21 protein-coding genes are annotated in these 21866 nt (G+C 47.1%); 5 read left to right on the top strand and 16 right to left on the bottom strand.

Features of this window, described 5'->3' with window-relative positions:
- Positions 1 to 54: 54 nt before the first annotated feature.
- The 6 genes from AAAA73_RS14480 to AAAA73_RS14455 all read right to left on the bottom strand — a co-directional run bounded on the left by AAAA73_RS14480 (position 55) and on the right by AAAA73_RS14455 (position 4883).
- Positions 55 to 1098: a cytochrome d ubiquinol oxidase subunit II gene (locus tag AAAA73_RS14480; RefSeq protein WP_340599185.1), complete on the bottom strand. Its 1044-nt coding sequence runs from the start codon at positions 1096 to 1098 to the stop codon at positions 55 to 57.
- Entirely contained in the window at positions 1095 to 2405 is a 1311-nt protein-coding gene (locus tag AAAA73_RS14475; protein WP_340599184.1) for a cytochrome ubiquinol oxidase subunit I, read from the bottom strand. Before AAAA73_RS14475 ends, AAAA73_RS14480 begins: the two co-directional genes overlap by 4 nt.
- Before the next feature lie 115 nt (positions 2406 to 2520).
- The gene (locus AAAA73_RS14470; protein WP_340599183.1) at positions 2521 to 2754 is read right to left on the bottom strand and encodes a hypothetical protein; all 234 of its coding nucleotides are present in this window, start codon (positions 2752 to 2754) and stop codon (positions 2521 to 2523) included.
- A gap of 150 nt (positions 2755 to 2904) precedes the next feature.
- Complete coding sequence (locus AAAA73_RS14465; RefSeq protein WP_340599182.1) at positions 2905 to 3249, bottom strand: RNA recognition motif domain-containing protein; 345 nt, start codon at positions 3247 to 3249, stop codon at positions 2905 to 2907.
- A 177-nt stretch (positions 3250 to 3426) separates the two neighbouring features.
- Positions 3427 to 3975 (bottom strand): hypothetical protein, encoded by a 549-nt coding sequence (locus AAAA73_RS14460; RefSeq protein ID WP_340599181.1) that lies wholly within the window; start codon positions 3973 to 3975, stop codon positions 3427 to 3429.
- Between the two features lie 68 nt (positions 3976 to 4043).
- Positions 4044 to 4883 (bottom strand): DUF6279 family lipoprotein, encoded by an 840-nt coding sequence (locus AAAA73_RS14455; protein ID WP_340599180.1) that lies wholly within the window; start codon positions 4881 to 4883, stop codon positions 4044 to 4046.
- Between the two features lie 193 nt (positions 4884 to 5076).
- Between AAAA73_RS14455 and AAAA73_RS14450 the strand changes: the two genes are divergently transcribed.
- Entirely contained in the window at positions 5077 to 5832 is a 756-nt protein-coding gene (locus tag AAAA73_RS14450) for a murein L,D-transpeptidase catalytic domain family protein (protein ID WP_340599179.1), read from the top strand.
- Positions 5833 to 5945: 113 nt separating this feature from the next.
- On the opposite strand, the gene AAAA73_RS14445 is transcribed toward AAAA73_RS14450, so the two are convergent.
- Positions 5946 to 6638 carry a response regulator gene (locus tag AAAA73_RS14445; protein ID WP_340599178.1) on the bottom strand — a complete coding sequence of 231 codons (693 nt, stop codon included), beginning with the start codon at positions 6636 to 6638 and terminating at the stop codon, positions 5946 to 5948.
- A gap of 11 nt (positions 6639 to 6649) precedes the next feature.
- Positions 6650 to 9145, bottom strand: coding sequence for a response regulator (locus AAAA73_RS14440; RefSeq protein WP_340599177.1), 2496 nt, complete (start codon positions 9143 to 9145; stop codon positions 6650 to 6652).
- 310 nt (positions 9146 to 9455) lie between these two features.
- On the opposite strand from AAAA73_RS14440, the gene AAAA73_RS14435 reads away from it, so the two are divergent.
- The 3 genes from AAAA73_RS14435 (at position 9456) to AAAA73_RS14425 (ending at position 10963) form a co-directional block, all read left to right on the top strand.
- Positions 9456 to 9596, top strand: a complete 141-nt coding sequence (locus tag AAAA73_RS14435) for a hypothetical protein (protein WP_340599176.1) — start codon at positions 9456 to 9458, stop codon at positions 9594 to 9596.
- Between the two features lie 80 nt (positions 9597 to 9676).
- Positions 9677 to 10099, top strand: a complete 423-nt coding sequence (locus tag AAAA73_RS14430; protein ID WP_340599175.1) for a hypothetical protein — start codon at positions 9677 to 9679, stop codon at positions 10097 to 10099.
- Positions 10100 to 10198: 99 nt separating this feature from the next.
- Positions 10199 to 10963 carry a hypothetical protein gene (locus tag AAAA73_RS14425; protein WP_340599174.1) on the top strand — a complete coding sequence of 255 codons (765 nt, stop codon included), beginning with the start codon at positions 10199 to 10201 and terminating at the stop codon, positions 10961 to 10963.
- Positions 10964 to 11026: 63 nt separating this feature from the next.
- Here the strand turns inward: AAAA73_RS14425 and AAAA73_RS14420 are convergent, their stop codons facing one another.
- From AAAA73_RS14420 to mtgA, 7 genes are all read right to left on the bottom strand, one after another.
- A complete protein-coding gene (locus tag AAAA73_RS14420) occupies positions 11027 to 11902 on the bottom strand; it encodes a hypothetical protein (RefSeq protein ID WP_340599173.1) in 876 nt (291 codons plus the stop codon).
- 3 nt (positions 11903 to 11905) lie between these two features.
- Positions 11906 to 13498, bottom strand: coding sequence for a hypothetical protein (locus tag AAAA73_RS14415; RefSeq protein ID WP_340599172.1), 1593 nt, complete (start codon positions 13496 to 13498; stop codon positions 11906 to 11908).
- A gap of 30 nt (positions 13499 to 13528) precedes the next feature.
- Complete coding sequence (locus AAAA73_RS14410; protein WP_340599171.1) at positions 13529 to 14662, bottom strand: hypothetical protein; 1134 nt, start codon at positions 14660 to 14662, stop codon at positions 13529 to 13531.
- Positions 14663 to 14708: 46 nt separating this feature from the next.
- Complete coding sequence (locus AAAA73_RS14405) at positions 14709 to 15305, bottom strand: hypothetical protein (RefSeq protein ID WP_340599170.1); 597 nt, start codon at positions 15303 to 15305, stop codon at positions 14709 to 14711.
- Positions 15305 to 18052: a hypothetical protein gene (locus AAAA73_RS14400; protein WP_340599169.1), complete on the bottom strand. Its 2748-nt coding sequence runs from the start codon at positions 18050 to 18052 to the stop codon at positions 15305 to 15307. Before AAAA73_RS14400 ends, AAAA73_RS14405 begins: the two co-directional genes overlap by 1 nt.
- A gap of 8 nt (positions 18053 to 18060) precedes the next feature.
- A complete protein-coding gene (locus tag AAAA73_RS14395; protein WP_340599168.1) occupies positions 18061 to 18600 on the bottom strand; it encodes a protease in 540 nt (179 codons plus the stop codon).
- A gap of 299 nt (positions 18601 to 18899) precedes the next feature.
- Complete coding sequence (gene mtgA / locus AAAA73_RS14390) at positions 18900 to 19646, bottom strand: monofunctional biosynthetic peptidoglycan transglycosylase (RefSeq protein ID WP_340599167.1); 747 nt, start codon at positions 19644 to 19646, stop codon at positions 18900 to 18902.
- Positions 19647 to 19884: 238 nt separating this feature from the next.
- Between mtgA and AAAA73_RS14385 the strand changes: the two genes are divergently transcribed.
- On the top strand, positions 19885 to 20370 hold the full coding sequence (locus tag AAAA73_RS14385) for a hypothetical protein (RefSeq protein ID WP_340599166.1): 486 nt from the start codon (positions 19885 to 19887) through the stop codon (positions 20368 to 20370).
- Between the two features lie 77 nt (positions 20371 to 20447).
- Here the strand turns inward: AAAA73_RS14385 and aspA are convergent, their stop codons facing one another.
- A complete protein-coding gene (gene aspA, locus AAAA73_RS14380; protein ID WP_340599165.1) occupies positions 20448 to 21866 on the bottom strand; it encodes an aspartate ammonia-lyase in 1419 nt (472 codons plus the stop codon).

Raw genomic sequence — 21866 nt, 5'->3', positions numbered from 1 at the left:
CAACGGCGTACTCTGGGGCTAGAAAAAGGGAGGCATGTAATGAAGACCGTCGTTCTACTTTATGCCATCATTCTTTGCGGCGTCATGCTGCAAACTCTTGCCTGAAAGTTTAAACACTTTCAAAAGGTAAAAGAGGCTGGGAAAGATCAAAAGACTGCCCACGCAAAGTGCATAAGTCAGCTGTCTCAATGCGGGCTCTGGTGCCGCCGAGTCGAAAAACGAAACATCCCCTTGAGAAGTCAGTACCGCCGTTGGAGCACTGGCAAAATACCAACCAAACAGAATCAAAGACACCTGGGCACCAGCAGCCAGGCGCACCCACAACGACCGATTAAAGCGTAAAAGATTCCAGAGGATTATGAAAAACATTGTCGCCACAACCACGCAGGCAATTGAGAACGGATTTCTTAAAAAGCGCAAAAGCAATGTGCTTTGCTCCAGATAGGCCGCGACAAAAACAAGGCCTCCACTTAAGACGACAGCCATATTGAAAATAAATCCGCGGCGTCGATAGTAAGCTTTTAGTTCCACATCCTGGGTTTCGCCAACCAAAAAGATCGCCGCCAGAAATGAAAAAATACAGACCATGAAAACACCCATCGCAACCGGAACCCAACCAATCCAAGGATGCACATACGCCTCCATGAAGCCCGTGGCTGTCGGATCAATGCCACCCTGCCACAGGCTGCCGGCGATGATTCCCAGCCAGAACGTCGTCCACAAACTGGAAAGACTGAAAATCCAGGAATAGGCATTCTGAGACTTCGAATCATGAATGGCGTCATAATGGCGGAAAGTGAAGGCAGTGCCGCGAGCCACAATCCCCACCAGCAAAGCCACAACCGGAATATGCAAATGAATCATCACCAGCGTGAATAACCCGGGGAATCCGACGAATAATATCACGACGATAATAATCAACCACATGTGATTGGCTTCCCAGACCGGCCCCATGGCTTCATTGATCAACTGACGTTGACGCCCCTGAAGGTGACTTGGTGTTGCCAGCTCAAGAATTCCCGCACCGTAGTCCGCCCCACCCAAGACCACATATAGCAGCAAAGATGCCGCGATAAAAAAAAGAATGATCTCAATCATCGCTGCACTCCTTTAATCATGTTTCTTTCCGCAACTTGAAGCTGACGACGGAACAGCCAAGCCGTGACGAATGCCAGGAAGAAATACAAAACCAGAAAAAGATAGAAGTGAAATTGAATACCCGGCATCGGCGTGACAGCGTCTTTGGTTTTCATAATTCCATAGACAATCCACGGTTGTCGCCCCACCTCGGTGACAATCCAGCCGGCTTCAATTGCAATAAACCCAACCGGTGTCATCACAAAGAGAGTTTTCAAAAACCATGTCGGCAGCTGGTTCTTGCGCACAAGATAGACATAAAGCAAACCCACTAAAATCATCAACGTCCCCAGTCCCACCATCACCTGAAAGGCAATGTGGGTGATCAGCACTGGCGGCCACTCATCGCGGGGAAAATCATTCAAGCCTTTAACCGTGGCATTCATATCATTGAAAGCCAGAAAGCTTAGCATGCCGGGAATCTTAATCGCGCCATGAACTTCACCTGTTTCAACGTCAGGAATGCCACCAATGATCAAAGAAGCCCGCGGCTCGGTATGAAAGTGCGCCTCCATGGCAGCAAGTTTTGCAGGTTGATACTCTGCCACTTTTTGAGCGGCATAGTGGCCCACCAAGGGTTGGATCAACGAAGACACCACCGCAAAGACCATCGCAATCTTAAGAGCTCTTATATGCAATACTGAACCCGGTCTTTTTAATAACAACAACGCATGCAAGCCTGCCACCGCAAAACCCACCGCCTGTATTGCTGCCACCTGCATGTGCATCGTTTGATGAAGCCAGGCCCGATTGAACATCGCCGCAACCGGATCTATATTAATGGCCTCGCCATTGACCCATTCAAAGCCCGCCGGGGAATTCATCCAGGCATTGGCTGCGACCACAAAAACCCCTGAGGCAAATCCGGAAATACCCACCACAAGACCTGCACACCAATGAACCCAGCGGTTCATTCGTTTCCAACCATAAAGATAAAGTCCAATGGCAACGGCTTCTAAAAAGAAAGCACTCCCTTCCCAGGAAAACGGCATTCCAATAATAGGACCGGCGTGCTTCATGAAGCCCGGCCACAATAACCCCAACTCAAAGGACAAAACAGTTCCCGAGACCGCGCCGACGGCAAAAAGAATGGCGACACCTTTCATCCACAACTTTGTGAGCTCAAGATCATCCTGGCGATTTTTTTTCAAATAAAGAAAGTGTGCGACGGCCATAAAGAACGGCATGACCATGCCAATGGCTGCGAAAATAATATGAAATCCCAACGAAAAAGCCATCGTCGAACGCGCGGCTACCAGATCGTCCATATCAGCTCCTTAAACCAGACAACACATCTGATTTAAGCGCAATATGGACCCCGATCACATCAAAGAGAATATGATTCTTGAAAGTGCAACTCTATGTTGCTGCAAATGACACGTTTCAGTTCGCATAGTTAAACCAAACGTACAGAGCAATTCCGCCCACTACAGTTCCCGCCAAGACACAGATCATGACGAAACTTGAAAACACTTTCAGTGGACTGGATTCCAATTCATGGGTCTTATGAGGCCGTTCGGTCATGCCCTCGACTTCGTCATGAGGCTCGTCTTTCGAGAACCGCTGTTCACGGATACGTCTTTGTTCCTTGCGGATCTCCGGCTCGATATCCATCATAAACACCTCGCTTAGCGGGCGGTGGCCCGTCCACTTCAGGGTGTGCCTATATCCTGATGAACTCAAGAAGGAGGGCGCTGATTTTGGGCATAAAAAAACCCTTGGTCTTGCGACCAAGGGTTTGAAGACTTTAATTAAGTCAGGGTCTAACTAGCGAGGACCGCGGTTACCACCGCCGAAACCACCACGACCACCGCCGCCGCCGCCACGGCCGCCACCGAAGCCACCACCACGGTTCTCACGAGGAGCCATTGGTTTTGCTTCAGAAACGTTCAATGCGCGACCAGCAAGCTCAGCACCGTTCAATTTAGCGATTGCTGTAGCAGCTTCATCATCAGTAGACATTTCTACGAATGCGAAACCTTTGCTGCGACCTGTTTCACGATCAGTTACGATACGTGCAGATTCAACGTTACCGAATTCAGCAAAAGCGTCTGCAAGAGATTGTTCGTCTAGTTGGTAAGAAAGATTTCCTACGTAGATTTTTTTACCCATTTTAATACCTCCTAAAATGGCATTTGGGAGCCCACTGTGAGGAGATGGCTTGATTGCCTCGAACTCAAAGAGAGACTTGTTATTCTCAATATAGCTAAACCATATTTCGCAAAAACCGAAGCACTAAACCGAAAAATCATCTAAAATTCTCTATTTTTTGCAAAACGACACACTGCATCACATGGAACACCATGGCCGGGGTGTAATAACCTTCGTTATTTCATGGGCCCGCATGTACAAAAACTCATTTCCCAAGGCAAGGCGCACTCGCTCCCGTTTTTGAGGGCGATAGGAAAGAGCGACGATTTGGCCATAGCCCAGGCCATCTGTGACGAACTCCCCACTCACGTTTTTTAAGCTCCAACGAATGGTTTGCGCAGCAATTGGAGTGACATCGGCTTCGGTCAACACCGTGGAAATTGTTCCTTCAGAATCACGGCATAACAGTCGCACATTCAGAACGGTCATGTAAGCAGTTTTGCAGTTTTTATTTCGCGAATATCCATAACCCATCTCACAGGTGTTGAAACTTTTCTCCTGGATACCCAGCTGCTCAACATTTCTTTCCAGGTGCAGAGCTCTTTGAATTGCGACGGCGTCTATCGAGGAACTTTCCTCCCCGACTTGCGTCGACATCGGAGGAGTCGTGGATGGTGGTGGAGCTGGCTGTTGTGTTGTACAAGCGGTAAGCGTCGCCAGCAAGGCTGCTAATATTAAAAAATTCATGAATCCTCCGTGTCCTATTATAAGGAATCACTGGGAGGCCTTGCAACCCGGTAAACCACGAGGCCAGTCTATTTCACTCCGTGGGAGTTCATTACGTAACGTTCCACTTCCTGGGCCTGCTTATTAAGACTGACACGCAGCTGTTGCTTCTGACCATAGTCCAAGGTCGTCCAAAACTTATTCAAAAAAACTTTAAACCTGTCTTCATAGCCATTCATGGCCTCGGCATACTCCGTAGTGCGAAGGGAGTCATAATCAGTCATAAATTGCTCTATGAACTGGCGCATTTTTTTGGGATCCCGTCGGTTGGACAAAAACTGATTGAGCATTTTTTCGCGATTATCCATACGCTCTTTCCAGGGAAATGGCTCCTTGATGACGAATTGCTGCAGCAAATGATTTTGGTGAACTGTTGTGGGCCCCACCCAATACTTGATTTGCTTTTTATAGCGAGCCAATAGCTCATCGTTTTTTGGATTGACCCCTTCGGCCCGGGCCTTTTGAATTTCTGTTCGCACCTGCTGCTCAAAATGAACGAACTGCTCATCGCGCAGCATTCCCACCAAGTGAACCGCGGAATTCTGAAATGCACCGGAGGCCTTCTTGTATTCAACTTCAAGTTTGTCGAATACTTCGCTTAGAATTTCTGAATCTGTTTTTTCCACTGGCACACGTACATCAAATTTCCGGATCGCCTGAGCAAACTCCTGCAATTGCTGCTGTTGTATCCGCTGTAAGTCCTTATTGATCTCCTTTTCGAACTCTTTCTCCTGCTTCTGATCAAGATCAAAATATCCTTCAACCTGAGTAACCGACATCCCACCTATAACCGCATCCAGGACGGGATTTGAGGACGAGGAACACGCCGTAAGAAACAGAAACATCATACCAGTCAGAGTTTTTTTCATAACTTCATCTTACGAGAAAGCCTTCTATTTACACAGACTCAGGTCATAAAAACACATGCCCTTCGTTCAGGTTTTTCGAGGATCTTGGTCTGAATTTTTCACCTTTGGTAATCTAATTTTCCGCATCGTAATTTTCTTCGATAGTCTTTGTTAGCGCACATGAATGTGCAAATCCGCACAGGAGGAAATCTCGATGCTAGTTAAGCAAATGAATTCTTCTGTACGTTCCAGAGCCACGCTGTTGATTGCCGCTACTTTTATTACACTGGGCCTTTGTGCTAATGCCAATGCCCAAACACTTCCCGACGATCCCGCAGAGGAGCAAACAGTTGCAACCCCTGCAGTTCGCGCCATGGCGACGCCTGCCACCACTCTCTCCGCCTATGACCAGGAATCCATTCTGAAGAAGTACGATCATGTGGATCCCACAAACATCGTTCCGACTCAGCCTTTGATTCAAGCTTTGATCTACTTTGAACAAAATAGATCTTCTTTCCCGAACCAGAACTACATCACTATCATCAATTACGCTCAAAGCTCTAGACAAGCGCGTTTCTATATTGTTGATCTGAACTCAGGTGGAGTTTGGCCGTTGCACGTAGCACACGGTAAAAACTCGGACCCGAATCACGACGGAATCGCAGACTCGTTCAGCAATGCTTCAGGCTCCAACAAGACTTCACTTGGTTTCTTCCGCACAGCTGAAACTTACTATGGCGGTCACGGATACTCTTTGCGTCTGGATGGTTTATCTACGACAAACTCCAATGCCCGCGCCCGTGCGATTGTTATTCATGGTGCCAACTATGTGTCCGAGGCCAGCGTGGTTCAAGGTCGGTCATGGGGCTGTCCGGCTCTTTCCATGAAAGTTCGCACTCAGGTTATTGACGCTCTTAAAGGCGGATCACTGATCTACAGTGTTTTTGACAAAGGTGCCACTGGTTCGTAATCGAGCCTGGTGGCTATAGATTTGAATTTAAAATTGAACGTTTGGGCGACGGGGCTTTCGATGACTTATGAGTTCGAAAGCCCCGCACTATTTCTGTCTCAGACTTCCGTTCTTTAACTGGCTTTACTTTGCTTTGAACGAATGAACAGACGCAATGGCGTCAGTTCTTTCTCGGCGATGCCAACAAAGTGTCCATGGATCTTCCATGCATTTTCAATCGGGTTCAGATCTTCGCAGGAATCAATCCGAATTGCCACGGGTTCAATACCGATCTCATTGAAGATTGAACTTTTAATACGCAGAATTTTTCCCAATGGCATTGGCACTGAGGAGTGCATGGTAAAGCCCATCTCGGAAACCGCCACGATCTCATTCTTGATTTCCCACTCCGCCTTAATGGCCACAGCGACTTCACTAAACGCCGTCGCCGACTGAGAGCTGCTCGCCACGATCGTACGAACTTTGGCCAGCAGCATATCCGGATCAATAGGTTTGATAATATAGTCATTCACGCCGGCCTCGAGGCCTTTTTCGACGTCGCTTTTCTCGCGTTTGCCTGTCAGCAAAATCACTGGCAACTTGCCCAGGTGAGGTTGCTTGCGAATTGTGCGAGTCAGGGCATAACCATCACTGCCACCTGGCATGATCGCATCGGTAATAACCAAATCAAACTTCTCCTGAGTCAGGTGATGAACTGCATCGATCGCATTCGTCGCCTGAACAACCGCGTGACCATCCGAGGTCAACAGCGCTTCGAGAGTCATAAGGATACTTTTTTGATCATCTACGATAAGTATATTGGCCATAGTTACCTTCCTTAGGCTGCCCCTTTTTCGCTGATGTAGTTCTTCAGGTCCTGCAGACTTCTGGCAAATTCAGCCTCGATCTGTATCACCCATTTATTAATGTGCTCCGGTTTTGATTCGTCTTCAAGTTTTTGACAAAGATCTGCCAAGATTTTTGCTCCAAGAGTTGCTGCTGATGACTTCAAAGCATGTGCGGCCGAACTGAAGTCAGGACCTCGCATGGACAATATTAGGTCCGGTGTGGATGTTTCAAACTCCTCAACCAGCGCCTTTAGCAGACTGCCATCTTTGGATGCGTACTTCTGCAGTTTCTGCAGAGCTGCCATATCAATCACCTGCGGATCACCGGGCTTCAGATAACGCTGCAATGTCTCGATCATCCTTGGCAATTCAATAGGCTTGGACAGATAGTCGTCCATGCCCGCATTTGTGTAAGGTGCTTTATCCGCAATCGTTCCTTCGGCGGTTAAAGCCACGATGGGAATACGACGTATGGAGTTTCTAAGCTGCTCTTCCTCGCGAATGCGCTTGGTGGCATCAAAACCATTCATAATCGGCATCTGACAATCCATAAAGATAAGATCATATTTCCCAGTGCGGGCCATCTCAACCGCGACACGACCATTCTGCGCGATATCCACCTGCAATCCGAATTTGTGCAGATAATTTTGCGCCACACGCTGATTGATAACCTGATCTTCCGCCACCAGAATTCTGCCTTTAAACAAAGAATCGAATTGAGTCTCGGTCGACAACTTAGGAACATCCTCTGCCGCGCAAACCGGAAGCTGCAAGCTGAACCAGAATGTCGAGCCAATACCAAATGTACTTTCAACACCCATCTGTCCATTCATCAGATCCACCAGCTGTTTACAAATGGAAAGACCCAGTCCCGTACCACCAAACTTCTTGCCCGCGGTGGCCTGGAAATATTTCTGAAACAATGCTGTGCGCTCGTCCTCTTGCAAACCCATTCCGGTATCCCGCACCTGAAACTTCAAAAGAGAAGGCCCCGTCGCAGAATCAAGAATTGAAACCTCAAGACCCACGGTTCCTGCACTGGTGAACTTAACAGCGTTCCCCATCAGGTTTACAAGTATCTGCCGAATCCGCCCTTGGTCTCCGTTAAAATATAAATTACTTCTTTGCGAGATGCTGAACTCCAGCTCTACATTCTTTTCCTCAAGGGCCGGGCGGAACATCTCGACCACATCCCTAACCAGGAAATTCAAATCAAAGGGTTGCGGATCCAGGCTGATTTTGCCGGCTTCGATTTTTGAATAATCCAGAATATCATTGATTAACATCAATAGTGATTCGGCCGAGCGCTTTATTGTACCGACGTATTCCTTTTGTTCCTGCTCCAGGGCTGTCTCTGCCAATAGAGTACTCATGCCAATCACACCATTCATCGGTGTGCGAATTTCATGGCTCATGGCCGCCAGGAAGTCTGACTTTTTAAGGGACGCTTCCACCGCAGCCTCACGGGCTTTGGCCCACTCCTTCTCGACTTGCTTACGACGACTGATATCACGGAATACCACCAGCGCACCGGCAATACCCCCATCGATGTCCTTGATCGCACGACTGCTTAAAAGGATATAAGTTCCCTCGGGATGGGTTTCATTCTGAACAAAGATCTCAAGATCATCCACCTCAACGCCATAAAGCGCACGATGCAAAGGCAGATCTTTGGATGAATACGGTTTGCCATTTTCGTCGTGAAAACCCAGCGCACCGGCGCCCGCTTCCGTCCCGATCTCTTTGACCTTTGTACCGACGGTGCGTTGAGCAGCCGCATTGTACTGAGTGAAGTGACCCTGATTATTCACCACGATCATACCTTCACTCATGCTTCCCAGAATGGTATCCAGAAGCAACGAACGACGTTGCAGATTTTCTGCGATGTCCCTTTGCGCCTTCAGATCTTTATGCTGCCAGTAACGGCTTAGCAGAATCACCACGCCGAACAATCCCAGAATCGCAAACATCAGTTCACTTCTTAAAAAATTATATCCACCGATTTGTACAAAATCCTGCTGGGCTTTGCGGTGCGCCTGCAAAAGTTCCAGAATTTTTCGCTGATTGAAATCCTCGATATTGGAGGGAGTTCGCGCTGTGTGCTTTTGCTTGATTTCCAAAGTGGCTGTTTCGAATTGTCGGTGCAGGTTCTGATTCAGCTCATAGACCTGCATTTGCAGATCATAGCGACCGTTTACGGACTTGTATAAGTTCGACAACTCGTTATTGATTTTGGTTACTTGGGAGTTAAATACCGCAAGCTTTTCAGGCGTGCTATCTTTGAAGTAATCTTTCTTGGCGCGATCCACATCATGCAAAATTCCCGACATATTCTGCAATGAATTCACGGATCCTTCCGGCAGCAGCGCCTTTTGCAATGAATGATGTTCCTGAAACATCGAAGAACCCACCGCCACCAAAACCAGGAGACAGAGTTCAACCCCGAAACGGGATATCAAAGTTTTAAATAAAGACACAGAATTCATGTAGTTCTAATCGGTGTTTCAATTCGGGAAATGAAGTGTCTCAGGGACGAACTGGACCCCGTATTTTTCCTATGGAGTCTCATGAACGGAACAGTTGTTTAAAAGATCTCCAGTTTTATTGAGACAACGTATTGTGGACCGGACCAAGGACGCCTATCCTAGACCTATCTACTAATGAGGTACGTATATGGAAAACAAAAGGCACTTTCGCCGTTGCCAGCACTGTGGCACGGTTCATACCAAACACGACCAGTCACTTTTTGTATGCGAATGCGGAAACGAGCTCGCTCCCCTCTATTACAGTCAATTGGTGACCATCATTCAGGAGGAATCAATCTACTTTGCGGATATCCTGAAAGGCAGCTCCGTGATGCAGGAAAAGCCGTTAATTGGTCTGACGGTGGATTGGGATGCAAACGTAGAGGCCTCTCACATCCTGCGTGATGTCTGATGGACTTCTGTCGTTAATCAAATTAGCGAAAAGTAAAATTGCATTATAATGAGGGCGTAAGCAATATCCTGGAGGTCGTTATGACTGCTCCCAATCCGAACCCCTCTTTTTCAGGTCTTCACCAAGGTGAGGCGACCAATAATCACATGGATGAAAGCAACATCCTGAGCGACAAGGATCAAACCTCCAAAGTCGACGTCAAAGATTTAAAAAAAGCCATGAAGAATACCGACCGCTCCTTTGAGTCTTTGGAGGATTTACCTTCAGACTTTATTCGCGGTGAACGGGACGTCCTTGATCAGATGAACCTGGCAGCGGATGCGTTGGATTCCTCCCTGCGTGGCCTCCCTGATCGTGGATCCGAAGACAGTCCTCGCGGCGAATTGGGCTCTTCTTTTCAAAACACACCGGGCGGTATTGAAGAAGTCAGTGCCAAAACAGACGAGTATCTGGCCTCCCACGGGCTTAAGAAAAAACCGCGTCGGTCCACCGGGGTTGGTTAATACCCTATGTCATGCTGCTTCAGAGGACGAAAAGAGCCTTTCACCTTGACCCAGTGAATAAGCATTCCTACTATCGGAGCCATTCCAGGAGGCTTATTCATGACTAAAAAACCATTTATGAATTTTGCTGTGGATCACATGACAATGTTGTTCCACCCAAAACTCTACAAACTTTCCTACGTAGTTTTCCGTAACATTTTCGGAACAACTCCTGACGACCTTTTGTACGAAAAAAAACGTAAAGGCCAAAACGGCGCAAAAGACGTTTCCATGACTTACGCGACTCGCGTGGGAACTTGGGAACCAAAAGCTGGCGATCCTCTAAACACGATCTTTGCATTGGTTCAACCTTCTGAGCCTAAAGATCAACCTTCTCACGTTCGTCAAATGTTGGATGGCCACGAAAACACGGCTCATCTTCAGCACGTGGCATTGCGCACTCCGGATTTGATCGCTTTCCATAAACACATGGTTGAACGCGGTGTTCAGTTCGTAACACCAATCCTAAAAGACGATCATGAAAACCTGATCCAAGTGTTCTCTGGTGAGTGGTACTTACCAGGCGCCAAGCCATCTGGTTTCTTCTTTGAATTCCTGCAACGTGATCCATCAGACGATGAATTGGCAACAATTCAAAAAGCCAACAAACAAAGCTGGTTCCGTGACGAAACGTTCTTGGGTCTTTACGACGAAAAAGAGCGCGAGTACCAATCTGGCAACGTACTTTCCTTCCTTCCGAAAGAAACTATGGAAGCGCTTTGGAAATATCTTGGTGACAAAGAAGTCTACGAAATCACTGAAGCTGACTTGGAAGCCTGCGATAAAATCATGATCGACATGGCCGCTAAAGCTCAGGGCAAATAGCTTTTAAATTTAGAATCTGAAAAAATCCCGCTGATGAAGCGGGATTTTTTTATTCTGCCGTCTCTAAAATCCAGAAGGGCACGTACCCTGCTTACAGATTCTAAGTTTCCCGGTGAAATTCACCTGACTGGCATTGATATTTCTGCCCAGGCTTTTGCCTGACAACTCTTTGAATTTGAACTCAAACACACAGAAGCGCGGCACCTGTGCTGTAATGGAGTTCAGGGAGATGGCTTTCTGTAAAAAATTAATTGCACCAGGCCGAGCACCTGAACCATTTCCGAAGATAGTGGATTCCGCGCTGTCATCCTTCTCGAAAACTCCGCCCGACGGCAGCTCGTTCTTACGCCGAGGTGCTGATTGCCCACCCCGCTGGCGATAGTCGCATTGGTAGGCAAATGAGACCTTATCCAATGCCTGACTGTAGTTACCACCCGCCAACGACACGTCCACCAGATACTTCCCTTGTGAAATGTCAGTCGTCACCGTTCCCTGCTTTTGCAGAACCTCTTGGGACCCCAGATAGCAAAAGCGAACCGCATACTCGGCCCCCAGGTTTTCGCTTCCCAGAAGTATTTCCAGGCGATTGACCTTATTTTTAAACATCAACGACGATTCGACCAGATTGTTCCAGTCATTTGCACCGATGATGCTTTTGTAGTCACCCTGATTGTCCCAGGCCAGTATTTGATCTCCATAGTTGGTTTTGGAGCGACAAACACATGGTCCTTTTTTGGGGTCGGCCGTCTGGGGACTGCAGTATTCGCCATTTTCCAGATTTAAACACTCCTGCTCATTCTGCAAAATCGAATGGCGCAGACTTGCGTTGCAAAGGAAAAGCTCCTCCCCTGTCGTGTTATCCACGGCCGTCTGGATATTAACCTCGGCACGAGTCGCGAACGAGAACAATAGAATCAATACGCCAACCAGATTCTTCATTGCCTATTCTCCACAGCGAAGTTTTGCGAATTCAGCTTTTTGCATCGGATAACTATTAAAGATCGGCGATATTTTTTGCATGCGCACGTCCTCGATACCGACGTCTTCACCCTCGTAACGCGGGCGACGGACCGTAAACTCCATGACCAGGCGCTGATGAAACTTTCTTTTTCCCAGCTTCACGCACTTTGCCCCATCACAAACAGAATCGTAATATGGCGGCCACACTGTGGAGCTGATAATCGCTTCAAGTCCTTTTAGGGTCTCGGCCAAATCCACTGCTTGATTGTTTTGATTCAGAGGCACCAACCCTGTGAATTCAGGAATTGCACCCAATGTTTGTAAAGTCGAAATGGCCGGAAGATTATCGATCCCCACCGTGGAGCCCGTCACATCATACATGCGCAACACCATTTGGCGAAGACCACTCAGGAATATCGCATAATCATCCGTCGGATCCTGAAAGGTGGCAACCAGGCGGTACCGGCCATCTGCTGCGACAACCGCATCGTCCACTCGGTAGCGAATTCCTTTTACGAAACCCTGCCAGTTCGGTGGCACCAAACCGCCATCCCACCACTCTTCAACCAATTTCGGTGTTTTCACACCACTAATTTTATACAATTCCACCTGGCCTACAAATGGCTGCGTGAAATTCGATGAACTGGTGCAAGCGTTACCCTCGCATTTTTCCTGCGCAAGATTTGACACGAAAAATGACAGGTCGATTTCAGTTTTGTTTTCAAAGTCAGTTTTAATTTTCAAATCGCCCCAATCCGCGTTGATATTGTAGTGAGTGGTAAAACGCGGAACTCCAGTGCCGAAATCCTCTGACAAATTCAAAAGTTTCGCGTTAGGGGTTATATTCACATGCACTGAACGGCTTCCGATATTTTCGACGTCGGTGCTATAGCCAGTGTCGTCCCCCGTCGTCAAAATATTCATGTTGCCATAGATGTCCTGGGCCTGAATGCCCATCGATTCAAGATAGTCCGACTCCAGGCATTCGTTTCTTAAAATAGGTTGAATAGCAAATTGATTTTGCCCTCGGATTTTTAGGAAGCACATATCACCGCGCAGAATAAGAGCTCCATCCGGTCGTCTTTCGATCTGGCAGTATTCCTGATCTTCTTTGGCGACGATGGGGGCTCCGGCGATATCGATCACGCGCATATCGAAACAGTTTCGGATAAATTTGAACTGACGGCTGAAGTTCGCCTTGGTTCTTTGTGCCGAATACGAGCTGAATGATTTGGAATTCTGAATGGAACATTGTTCCGGTTCATAGTTGTCAAAGATATACGTGTCTTTAACTTCTGTGGAATGAGTCCATTGGGTCGCGCCCAATGTAATCATCAGATATCGTCCTGCATCCTCCTGACACTTGTAGACTCGCGACGCAGGGATCAGCTGTTGTCCTTTAAAATCCCCCCAAGAGCGACTCTCGGGGGAGATATTGATCTCAATACGGTCGTCATTATCCACCACACAGCCAGCATTTACATGCTGACTGCAAAGGGCTAATAAAACCCCCAGAAGAAGAGACCAGCGGCCGCCGCCGCCTTCAGAATGTGCTTTGAGTTTAACAAGGGACATAGTGCGCTCTCCTTCTGAGAATCAAATTAACTAGTGATTTTTGTGACCATGATCGCAGTTTGTGCAGTTGCCCATGGAAGCCATTTCGACTTTCGTGTGCGTGCAGATGTTAGCGCCATGTTTTTGCCATTTTCTGTGTTTCGCTTTGTTTTTATCCAAGCCATTTGTCTCAGAGTAAACGTAACGGATTTTGCAGAATTTAGCGGCTGCGTGGTTACCCAAGTCGACATTCTTGTTGTCGATCAATTGAGTAAAGCTGCCTTTTGCATCTTCCCAGTCAGACTTGTCATAGTAATTGAATTTACCTTGGTTCAAGTACTGCAAGAATGAAGTGTTGTATTGAGCCACTTCAGACGAGTTGATTTGTGTGTCGTAGTCATTACAGTTGCCGTGTTCGCAAGTTTTATTTTGCGTTGTGCAGATCACGTAAGCTTTCATCTCAAGGTCAGCAAGTTTGCTGTAACCTTCGCCTGATGGTGCATAACCGAAATCTGTCACAGCAGTTTCTGCAAGGATGTTCCAACCAGTGTTGATAGTGCCGTAATCAATTTGTGAACCACGGTAGCAGATATCAACGAAGTATTTCGCTGTATACAGCTCGGAACCCAAGTTGAAAGACAATGTTTGCAATACATTTTTGTATGCATCCACTTCACCCGGGAATACGTGTGCAAAGTACGGGCTTTGACCAGAAATCACGTCTTTGTGTGGATCTGCGCCTTGACCCCATGGAACGTAAGTCGCGTGGATGTAGTTTCCGTTTTCACGACCCGCTTCAGTTGTACATTCGCAGACGTTCTTTCTTGGAGGACCTTGATGACCAGGAGGGTTATGTCCGCCCGGAGGCCCATGGTGTCCACCGCCATTAAATAGGTTTGCAAAGTACGGTTTTGGATCTGGCAAGTTTGGACCGTCTTTACCATTGCCATTACCTTTACAATCCACGCCAACGCAATCAGGATCACACGCTTCATGAGTGTCTGAAGTGTAGCAAATTGCTTTGTCACCTTTATAAGGGTTTTCTGTCAATAGACCCGCATTACACGGATAGATGCTTGGTCCCGAGCTGTTCACTCGGAATGTGTAAGTTACCTGTACGGCGTTCGCTTGGATCGCCATGAAGGTTATAGCCGTTGCAGCCAAACCTTTCACAAAACGTTTCATGTTGTTCTCCTTCCCATTCAAGGGCTGTTTAATTAAACTGATATTTTCAGTTTAAATTGAAATAAATTTGAGTTTTCAAAAGTGGCATTCCTAATTCAGGAATTCTTGGTGCCACATCAAATGCTGCTGTTCTTCCGGATTCATCCCGGCAAAGAACGTAATTAAGCTTCTGGGGTTGATTCACCTCATCCAGTGAAACAGCCAGTAGTGCCTGATTTGCACTGGCACCACAGAACTGAGCCAGCTCCGCTTGAAATGCTTCTCCGCCCACAGGTGTGTAGTAGTTAAATACGCTGTTCAGATCCAACAGGACATAGCGCCCCCCCGACAGGAAATTCACCAAGGGTCGAATATCTGAAAGTTTAGTCTGGATCGAAAACACTCTGGACAGCTCTGTGAATAGTTGACGCAAAAGTGGCGACGTTGTCCCGGCGCAGTTTCTGCAAAACGGCTCCAGTCTTTGACATTGCTTCAAATCGCCGCAAATCTGCCGGCAATAATCTGTACTGCTGTCATCACAACTGATTTTGGTTGCTTTGGCATATTGCCCACTTAACTTTTGCACGTATCCACTTTCAACGACGAAAGCTGATGCCGAGGATATTTGAAAAAGAAAGAATGCCGCGAATAAGAAGACTTTCATTAGCGCCCCCAGAAATTCTGCCCGATAGCATCGCGGCATTCCTTCGTACGACCGTACATTCCGCCGAATCGATCGTAGGTAGAAAACTTTTTGCCATCATCACTGCAGTTGAACTTCAAGCGAACCTCACCTGAACATAGAGATGATTTGATAATGACTGCCTTGGTGATTGAGGAGGTGGTAGGTGCCGATGTATCCGGCACCAACTCTTCAACCTTCCGGCCCGTGGTTTTTTCAAAAAAGTCAGCGGCTTTGGCAGCACAGATACTGTGATAGCAACCAACGCCCGCACCTAACTGCTCTACGCAATGTTCTGGAATGAATCCGTATTTCTGATATGTTTCAGCAGCTTTTTTCAGGTTAACTTCCTGAGCTAGCGGGATATTAACTTTATCCTTTTTTGCCTGAACGAAACGATGGATGGATCTGAAAAAGTAAATTCCCAGCTTGATTGGATTTACCGGCAGCCACCCACCAGAGGTCATCGCCGCACTTGAAGTCACACCCACAAAGTTGATTGAACAACCACCGCAGTAGGCCCGCGACTTGGGCTGATTGTTATTTACATTTCCACTCACCTCGCCGATCGAGGTTCCATTGGAACGGGAATCACAGTAGTTCATAGTGATGCCATTGAAAGCATAAAAGTTGAAGGCCTTGGCACTGTTCGGCGCAATGGAAACTGCACAAGGTGCGCCCACCAAGGGACCGAAATCTGCCAGGATTGAGTACTGCATTTTTGATTTTTGCAGAACCGGATCAAACTTGACGGTCCCATTGTCTATCATCTGCTTTAGACTGGTGACCTTAGGAGCCGAAAAGTCCACGTCAACATAAAGAGGCAATGCATTCCAACCAAATAGCGCCGTGCTGGTAAGATCCGCAAAGAGGCGTTTGTTCGCTCTGCGGGTTTGGTACCAAGGATCATAGATTTTGCATGCCTTTAACTCCGCATATGGATTGAAAACATCCGGCGATGACACTGTGGAGGATACCGGAAGAAAGGCATCGGCATACTTGGAAATGGCATACAGATCCACCATCGCTTTCGTCATCTTGCGGGCGCAGTCGATACCGGAAGCACAAATGATATTGCCACCTTCCGCCGGCTTGCTTTTATCCCACAGCAATAGAGCCGCTTGTCCATACAACGATGGTGCGGTATCAACGACTGCTGGCACTTCCGTCTGAGGAATATTTAAAAGCTCTTTAACCCAGGGTTTGAAACCATCTTTGTTCACCTGATAGCCAGCGACATTCCAGATGTTTTGAGTTTCCAAAGAATCACAAAATCCCACAATCTGGCGGCCAGCACTGTCAAAATATTCAGACATTTGATCCAGCGACTTTGGCGAGACTTCGAATGCTTTTTTCATGACGGAAAGATTTTTAACTTTGTCGATGCCGGACTTCATAAAGTCCAAGCGTTGGTCAGCCGCCAGACGAGTCTCAGTACATAGATAATAAAGCTCATCACGATGGGTTTTGCTGTAGTTGCCGACGAAAGCCAAAGGCTTAACAAATTCCGCCAGCTCCGGTGCCGTCATCGCCCCTGACATCACATTCAAAAACTGAATGGAGCTTTGCAGACGATTTTTCATGGAACCACGATTTTGAACGAAGTTTTTTCGAAAGTTTTCAACCCAGTCAGCGGCTTCCTGATAGCTGCGTGTGCCCAGGAAATCCTCGTTCACCGAACGAGCACCGTTATTGACCGCGCCCTTTTCCGGACCTTCAGGGTTTTCTTTAAATGAATCAATTGGATTGTTACCAGATTTGGCCAGCTCGCGAATACTATTTAAAGACAATGTCTCCGCATCGCAGGAGGGTTTCTCAACACTTTTACATCCATTTGGAACCATCATCACAGACTCTTCCAAAGCAATGGATTTAAATATCTCGCCCATTTGCGGGCTGACTTGCGACGGAATAAGCGAATATCTCCAGGCAAAGGACAGATACACTTTTACGCTATTCCAAAAATCAAAACCATATTGTGCAAATTCCCCGGCTCCGTCTGTTTTCAGATCCAGTTGAATAATTGCATTGCGTGAATCCAAACTGGAATCACGATCCTCACAGGAAGTGATGTTCTTTTGTGAGTTGATGTAGGACTGAGCCATGTCCTGCAAAGAGGCGGCATCCAACAACGAAGTATGAAGATGTCCCTGTAGACCCGAAAACTTTTTCAGGTAGGAACAGGCGACGCGATCCCGCGACTTGGACTTAACAAAATTTGCGCCCGTGAAGTTATCGATTTTACTCCAGGAGACACCAGCCCCTTGAGAGTTTTCCCAGATACGTGAAAGATACGAATTCAATTCAGGACAATAAGATTTCTTATCACACTTAACTGCCAGTGTATTATAAACCTGAAGTTTGGAAGTCTTAAGATTTAATGGAAGCAGCGGCAGGCTGCCATCCATAATTCGATTGATAATCGTTTTGGTCAATGTTGCGACAGCAATTCTGAAATCCTGCATGCCTGCAGTACTCATTACTGTGGTATCTGCCCCAATATTTTTCGCAAGTGAATATGAAAGCTTTCCGGCGTTATAGCCATCAACCACCAAAAACACGGAATCTGTCGGGATTTCGGAGTCCAGCGCACACTGAGCTCTGTTTGTGACTCTCAGATTGTTTAACTGGATGTCCGACGAACCTGCGGGCACTTGAGCGCGGGTGCTCAAGGAGCAAAGAAGTATCGTCGACATAAGCAAGTACGTGCAAGACTCCTGGATACGCATAACTACTCCTAATTAACCACGCCACCCATGCCACAAGCGCTGACCTTGTTAAGCATAGTGGTGTAGAACAAAACCACCGTTTGATCTGCTGGCGAGAAGTTACGTTTAACGGAACCATCAGAGTTCACCATGTTGTAAAGGTAAGTATTCACGAATCTGTACACAGCTGGTGTAACCAGAAGATTGGAGCGACATTTGAAATTTCGGTAAGTGACGGTAACGCTGGCATAGCCGTCGCTATTGCTTTCGTTGCCATTGCCGCCGATGTAAATGTTGTCACCGCCGTTACCATTGTTGGAATCCCCATACCCTACTTGAAACTGCACAGTCCAACCAGAACCCTGATTATCCTGCCCGACAACCTTACAAAGATTTCCTGAGCACGCGATCGCCATTTCATTCTCAATCTTTTTTTGAATGTCGGCTTCGCTATAACCAGGTCTTGCAGGAGAATCGAATTCACCCGATCCTTCATCGAATTCATTTGCTTGGGATGACATACCGACAAATAGAGCCGCCAGTACGATTAGTACGCGTTTTACGTCCATATACATTTCTCCGTTACTTGAGCATCTTGCAGTCATTCAATCTACGTGCGAGCCGACTTCGAAGATGCGTGTTTGTGTTGGAGTCAATTCGTATCCCTAGGAAAATTAAGAGAATATGAATTTCTTTGTAATGAATACTGCTGGAATGTTCCGGATGTTCCCCGAAACAGAACACGAGAACGCACTAAAAGGCATTTTTCATTCGAGAAAAAATGATAATATAAATAAGAATTTGAATAGTTCTTCTTAGAAATTAAGAAATGGAAATGAATTTACGCGACGAGTGAATTACGTAATTGTTAATCTTGGGATTCGTCGGAGTCGAATTTGAAATCCAAAAAATCCAAAAATGAAGCGCGCTCTTCACGTGGGAATGGCGGGCTTACGCGATACAGGATTTTTTGCTGACGGCGAACCACATAGTTGGAAGGTCGATCGATACGAAAACGACGCGGGTTCGGAAGGACCGCCGCAATCAAACTGGCTTGTGATGAAGAAAGATTCCTGGCGCTTTTTTTAAAGTACTTTTGCGAAGCCGCTTCCACTCCATACACACCAGGACCCATTTCGATCACATTCAAATAAACTTCCATGATGCGTTCTTTGGGCCAAGTGAACTCGATCAAAACTGTGAAGTAGGCTTCCAAACCTTTGCGAACCCAATCACGGTTCGGCCACAAGAAAACATTCTTGGCAGTTTGTTGGGAAATCGTGCTGGCACCTTTGATGCGTTTGTGAGTTTTATTATATTTCATCGCCTTTTCGATCGCGACAAAGTCAAAACCACTGTGCTCAAAAAACCGGTAGTCCTCGGCTTTCAACACGGCCTTCTGAACTGAAGGGGAAATCTCTTCCAACGGAACCCAGTCGTGTTTAATGCCAACAAACTTTTCTGAGAAAATGGACTGGGCCGAGCGGATCACCATTAGCGGAGTCACGTAAACCGGGATAAAACGATAGAAAAGAACGGCCCCAAGGCTTGTCACTAGGAAAAGCAAACATGCTTTAACGATGAATGTTCTAAGTTTGATTAAGGCGGCCTTCAAAGACGTTCACTTTCAAAGTTTGCGTGTAAGTTCACAATGTAAATTTTAGCACCCGCAAACCACATATCAAGTTTGTATGCCGATTTAGAAGAAAGCCCGGCCTTTTGCCAAGCCTATTGTCTGCTTTTGCAAAAAAAGGAAGGTAAAGCACTGGTTCTGTTGGCTTTTAGCCATTACACGCTGCCAAAAAAAGGGGCGCCAATGTGACAGAACCGGTCCAATACGGTAAGTTGAACCCATGACTAAAAACTCCCACCACTCCCATGCCATGCAAGTTCGCCAAGCTCTTTGGGCTTTGCAAAAAGAAGTTCTGAACTCCCTGAAGGAGGAATTCGACCGCGAAGTCGGCTATGAAGCGACTCCGAACGAATGGTTTCAGGTATTGATGACGGCTGAGCGCTATAAGTGGTTACGTGAACTGACATCCTTGATGGCTGACATCGACATCATGACTGAACTTGAGATGGTCTCTGAAGAGCATAGCGAAACAGCCCGCGCTATCGTCGAAAATCTACTTTTTGATGAGTCACCGGAAAATGAGGTTTTTGGCAAACGCTACCGTGGACTCCTGATGTCCGGCACAGCTTTACTGCCTTTGCACTCCCAACTTAAAGCAGCTCTGCAAAATCTGCCGAAGACTGACAAGGATAAAGAGCACCACCACGCCAAAAGAAAAAATTGGCACGAAGAGCACCGCACTCAAGCGCGCAAAAAACGCAATTAGACCATAGCCAAAAGACATGTGCCCATCTTGAAGCCTTAACATTACTCTGAAGTTAAGGGCCTAGGATGGGCCTTTTTTTAATGCTTCTTACCCAGATATTTTGGGTTTAGCAGATTCTCATTCGAAAAGATTTCATCCAACTGTGCCTGAGTGACCACGCCACGTTCCAAGGCAACTTCCGCAACACTCTTGCCCGTCTGAGCGCAGATCTTCCCAATCAAGTCACCTTCTGCATGACCGATGATAGGATCCAGATAAGTCACAATGCCGATGGAGTTCATCACGTAGTCGCGACAGCGATCCACATTGGCTGTGATTCCGTCGACACATTTGTTTTTCAGAGTGTAACAAGCCTGAGTCATCAGATTGATGGACTCAAACAGGCTGGAGGCGATAACCGGTTCCATCACGTTCAACTGCAGTTGTCCCGCCTCTGCCGCCAAGGTCACCGTCAAATCATTGCCGATAACTTTGAAAGCCACTTGATTCACCACTTCAGGAATCACCGGATTCACTTTTGCCGGCATGATTGAAGAGCCCGCCTGAAGCTCTGGCAGATTGATTTCTTTCAATCCTGCGCGCGGACCGGAACTTAGCAAACGCAGGTCATTGCAGATTTTGGAAAGCTTTACGGCTGTGCGTTTCAACGCCGCCGAAATAATGACATAGGCACCACAATCACTCGTCGCTTCGATCAGGTCTTCGGAAATCACAAATGGATAGCCCGTCACCTCCGCCAGTTTTTTTACTGCCAATGCGGAGTAACCCTCTGGAGCATTGACACCGGTACCGATCGCAGTCGCACCCAGGTTCACTTCCAAAATAAGTTTTTGCACGGTCTTAAGCAGACGGCTGTCTTCTTTCAACAATGTTGCAAAGGCGTTGAATTCCTGTCCCAGGGACATGGGAACCGCGTCCTGCAGCTGAGTTCGTCCCATCTTCAGAACCTTCGAAAACTCTTTGCCTTTTTTATCAAAGGACTCTGCCAGCACATCCACGGCTTTCACGACCACGCTCAAGTGCTCATAGAGCGCCACACGGAAGGCGGTAGGATAGGCATCGTTTGTGGATTGGCATTTATTGACGTGATCATTCGGATGAATGACTTTGTATTCGCCTTTTTTCAGACCGCGAAGTTCCAGTGCGATATTGGCAATAACTTCATTGGCATTCATGTTCACCGACGTACCGGCGCCACCTTGAAAAATATCTGAAGGAAACTGAGCGCCCCATTTGCGGGGATCTTTTAAAATCACTTCACAGGCTTCGACAATTGTTTTGGAAACATCTTTAGGAATTGTACCCAATTCCCCATTCGCCATAGCTGTGGCTTTTTTTACCAGCGCCAAGGCACGAACGAACAACTCATCCTGCCCGATTTTGAAACCAGAAATTTCAAAGTTCTCCATCGCGCGCAGTGTGTGGATACCGTAGTAGGCCTCCGCCGGAACCTGCTTGTCGCCTAATAGATCGTTTTCAATTCTGAACTGACTCAT

Origin of the sequence: Bdellovibrio sp. GT3 (genome assembly GCF_037996765.1) — a bacterium.
Lineage (GTDB): Bacteria > Bdellovibrionota > Bdellovibrionia > Bdellovibrionales > Bdellovibrionaceae > Bdellovibrio.
Note: the sequence above shows the minus strand (reverse complement) of the source record. Positions and strands in the feature narration are given on the sequence as shown.